Origin of the sequence: Microcoleus sp. OTE_8_concoct_300 (assembly GCF_031383065.1) — a bacterium.
Classification (GTDB): Bacteria; Cyanobacteriota; Cyanobacteriia; order Cyanobacteriales; family Microcoleaceae; genus Microcoleus.
The window spans coordinates 1-3,088 of the sequence record NZ_JANMZH010000475.1 but is presented as its reverse complement, the minus strand read 5'-3'; the positions used below and the strand labels follow the sequence as shown (position 1 = coordinate 3,088).

The following is a 3,088-nucleotide window of genomic DNA, read 5'->3' as shown; positions in this document are numbered from 1 at the left end:
GTGGTCATGTATCCACCATGCCAATGCTGTCCAATCTTGAGTGCGATCGTAGTAAGGGATGAATGATGTAACAACAATACATACTGTTGCTCCCATATACCCATCTGAATCTTTTACGTCCCAGATATGTTCTGCATAGTTAGACTCATTACTGGCACAGTTGTACTGATTTTTATTCTCTGCTCCTTTGGCGTTCACCACACAAGAACGATAGGCTGAGCGGATACTAATCCGACCAAGCGCATCTTGAATTGGTTCAAGCACCCTCTCACACAAATTCTTTCCTGCTGCGATCGCCAAGTCAGGATCGCTAGGAATGTTAGGGATACCTTCAATTTGAGAGATTTCTGAATAAAGAAACTCACGCATGAAAAAACTCTTAGACAGTTGAACCCGTCCTAGCTCTTCCAAAGCTTTAACAGTTTGTGGCTTTCTCATAGAATGAACTCCAGCAATTAGAGGTGAATAGCTTAATGTTAAACACTGACAGATAATTTAGTCACTAGGTTGGGTTGCACTGGATTCAGGTCAACAGTGGCAAACCATCATCTAGTGGCGTTTCCTCCCTCAACCCAAACCTACCAAACCTACCAAACTATCAGCCAACTTCCAGCTTCAAAATTTACTATCCTGCAGGATGTTGATTTATTCCCACGGATCTGATTTTTTTTGTGACACAATAGATTCTAGTATCGATCTATGTGAGGATTGTTCATGGCTCGTTTTAATCAAATCCTTGTCCTTAGCGCCATCAGCCTTCTAGCTTTGGCTGGTTGCGACAGCGCTAAGGAAGCTTCCACTCCGCCAACTTCACCCGCCCCGGTTCCTGCTGCTACTGCTGTTAAAACTGAGAAAGCAGCATCGCAGGGAAACTATGCAGAATTGAGTGGTGTGGTTTCCAGTACGAAAGCAGCAGTTCAGGCTGGAAACTTTGCCAAAGCCAAAACCGAATTTGACAAATTTGAGAATGCCTGGAAGAAAGTAGAAGACGGTATCAAAGCTAAAGCTCCTAAAAGCTACGATGCAGTTGAGGATACCACAGAAAAAGTGATGACTGCGCTCAAAAAGTCTCAGCCAAGTAAAGACCAAGTGCTGACTCAATTGCAGTCGCTTGAAAAGACTATCAGTAGCATTCCTAAGTCCTAAATTTCAGTGGTGAGTGCTTGATTCTAAAGTCTCAGACGCAGAAACCGAGTTTTTCAACTCCGGTAATTGGTTCAAACCTTGAATAAAAGTTAAAATATCCGGTTTCTGTGCGTCCGAGTGCGTAAGTCCTGTGAGAGTTCTGCGATCGCAGTTACTCAGAAACAAGCACTCAACACTCCCTCCTAATATAACCTCAGTATTCCAAAACTTTCAACCACTATGAAGAGAGCATTTCGCAAGTACCACCGCATTCTAGGCCTTATTGTTGCTTTGCCGATCGCGCTGACTGTCTTGACTGGAATGGTGATCACAATTGTCCGAGAGTGGCCGCTGGGTATAGAAATTCCATCGAGATTTTTATTAAAAATTCATACAGGTGAAATCTTTCATCTTCAAGCAATTTACCCGATCTTAAACGGTTTGGGAATGATTGGCTTGTTAGTGACTGGTTTAAGTATGTCGGGTTTGTTTGGCCGTAAAAAGCAGCCCACCTCCAATGATTAAAACCAAAGAGGTGAGGAACTTTGGTCGGTTATATTGTTGGACTGGCTAGAATCAGGAACGCCCTCACCTTTGAGAGTCGTGATAAAATACGTAGGTAATGCAGAAATCTAACAAAGCTGAAGGGGAAAAATCCCAGGAAACCAACTATTAATAATAATATCGAAAAAGCCGTGTCAGAAAAATTGCGACTTCTGTCGAGAGAAAAACAAGAGGAAGTGCTCGATTTTGTGCAATTCCTCTTGTACAAATCACAACCGACAAAGCAGTTGAGCGCAAGTTCAGAATCTAGCACTTCGCCAACAGAAACACCGCCTATCAAGCGGTCGCTACTAGACGGCGAAGACTATTTAATTGAGCCAGCTATTACTCGCAGTCATGATGCTTTTTTGAAAGGTTACGCACCGGAAGACGAAGGACTTTATGACGACTATTGAACGGGAGTGATTTTTGGGTGGCAAATATTCCTTTTACAAGCGGCGCAGGCTCTAAAAAACGCCCCATACTTTTGCTATGGTTGGATGGCGAGGATGTGGTAGCAGCGGCCGTCACCTCTGCCAAACCCCGCAGCCAAACAGATGTATTTCTTAATGATATCATGTCCTATCGATTAACCATAATATCCCGGTCGGGGCGGGTTTTTGAGATAGTCAATTATTGGCCGGTATTGTTTGCTCACGGGCCCCTACAAAAATCGCGGTCCCTCGACCGGACATGATATGATTGGTCTGTCAGCGGTTGGCGCGTTGCTTCAACAGTTCGTTTGTCTAGATTAGATTGTTTGGAAAAGTCTTTGTTACTAGCGAAAATCTGGCAAATTTCTCAACCAGATGCAGCAGCAGTGAAACAAGTCTGGGATTTGTACGTTAAGCCTCAATTTTAATCATAATTCGATCGCCCGTATTTTCTTCCTCAAATTAGCGATCGCCCTCAACTCCCCCCTCCCATCCCCCAACCCCGCACAATACTTAATAAAAACTTTACAAAACTTACCCGATCGCCCAACATGGGTTAGAGTTATCCTAGAAAATCCAGCAATCCTGCAAAGCGTCAACCTTCTCGTCACTTATCCAGTGGTTCGATGACTCAAACCCAAAGCACCAAAACTGCCACCGCACCAGCAATTTATTCCTTGACAATTGCTCCCGCCTGTGTATTGCGGGGTCGATCGGCGATCGCACAAGCCGGAGATGCGATCGCCCGTTTCGGAAAGCGGCCGCTAATCGTCGGCGGCAGCAACTCCCTCGCCGCCACCCAACCCTACCTGCAACCAATCCTCCAACAGCAGCAGTTACAATCCGCCGAAACAGCATACGGCAAGGATTGCAGCGAAAGAAGCCTCGAAACCCTCCGCGAAGCAGCCGCCACCCATCAAGCCGACTTCATCATCGGAGTAGGCGGCGGCAAAGCCTTAGACTCAGCCAAACTCGTCGCCCATCAG

General features: G+C 45.5%; 5 protein-coding genes. 4 read left to right on the top strand and 1 reads right to left on the bottom strand.

All coding sequences use genetic code 11. The annotated features are described in order from the left end of the window. The coding region (locus ACUVJL_RS21485; protein WP_445247687.1) for a peptidase M15 at positions 1–438 on the bottom strand (438 nt) is incomplete at its 3' end. Positions 439–714: 276 nt separating this feature from the next. Between ACUVJL_RS21485 and ACUVJL_RS21480 the strand changes: the two genes are divergently transcribed. From ACUVJL_RS21480 to ACUVJL_RS21465, 4 genes are all read left to right on the top strand, one after another. After that, a complete protein-coding gene (locus ACUVJL_RS21480; RefSeq protein WP_445247686.1) occupies positions 715–1,146 on the top strand; it encodes a hypothetical protein in 432 nt (143 codons plus the stop codon). 219 nt (positions 1,147–1,365) lie between these two features. Then, entirely contained in the window at positions 1,366–1,650 is a 285-nt protein-coding gene (locus ACUVJL_RS21475) for a peptidase (protein WP_445247685.1), read from the top strand. 170 nt (positions 1,651–1,820) lie between these two features. Beyond that, the gene (locus tag ACUVJL_RS21470; protein ID WP_445247684.1) at positions 1,821–2,084 is read left to right on the top strand and encodes a hypothetical protein; all 264 of its coding nucleotides are present in this window, start codon (positions 1,821–1,823) and stop codon (positions 2,082–2,084) included. 644 nt (positions 2,085–2,728) lie between these two features. Next, positions 2,729–3,088 (top strand): iron-containing alcohol dehydrogenase (locus ACUVJL_RS21465; RefSeq protein ID WP_445247683.1); only part of this gene is annotated, 360 nt, incomplete at its 3' end.

Excerpts from the sequence above, each read along its gene's own strand:
- ACUVJL_RS21480 (WP_445247686.1), top strand. The coding sequence starts at position 715 with ATGGCTCGTTTTAATCAAATCCTTGTCCTTAGCGCCATCAGCCTTCTA.
- ACUVJL_RS21475 (WP_445247685.1), top strand. The coding sequence starts at position 1,366 with ATGAAGAGAGCATTTCGCAAGTACCACCGCATTCTAGGCCTTATTGTT.